This window comes from Streptococcus mitis (assembly GCF_003944325.1).
Taxonomy (GTDB): domain Bacteria; phylum Bacillota; class Bacilli; order Lactobacillales; family Streptococcaceae; genus Streptococcus; species Streptococcus mitis_CW.
This window is the reverse complement of sequence record NZ_RJPX01000112.1, coordinates 1-578: the sequence shown is the minus strand read 5'-3', so window position 1 is coordinate 578 and position 578 is coordinate 1. Positions and strand designations below refer to the sequence as shown.

General features: G+C 38.9%; 1 protein-coding gene. It reads right to left on the bottom strand.

The features are described 5' to 3' along the window. A partial coding sequence (locus D8787_RS11320; protein ID WP_260471406.1) for a reverse transcriptase domain-containing protein occupies positions 1-535 on the bottom strand: 535 nt, incomplete at its 3' end. Between the last annotated feature and the right edge of the window lie 43 nt (positions 536-578).

Genomic DNA, 578 nt, shown 5'->3' with positions numbered 1-578 from the left:
TGATAACACCTGAATGAAGATACTTACGAATCAAGGATTCCGTATCTCCGTCTTCGATAATGTTATGTACTAAGGACATCAATCTATCTTGAGGAACTGTATCGAAAAATTTCTCTAGGTCTATATCCACTATCCACTCATAGCCATCGTTAAGATACTCTAGTAGCTTGATGATGGCTTTTTCACATGACCTACTTGGTCGGAACCCATAACTCGTTTCAGAGAAATGGGGTTCACAAATAGGGTTAATGACTTGAATAATGGCCTGTTGAATCATTCTATCCATAACTGTTGGAATTCCTAACTGACGAATACCTCCGTTTGGTTTGGGAATCTCAACTCTGAGAACTGGTTGAGGCTTATATTTTCTCTGTTTCATCAGTTCCTTAGTCAGGCGCCAGTTTTGTCTGAGATAATTATCCATCTCTTCGATAGTAATTCCATCAATCCCAGCTGAGCCCTTATTGGATTTTACTTGATTGTAGGCTTCCAGCATATTTTCGCGTGATAATATCTTATCTAGCAATTTTGACATGTGCGTATTCCTTTCTTGTTTTGGTGCCTGAGGGACATCTTAT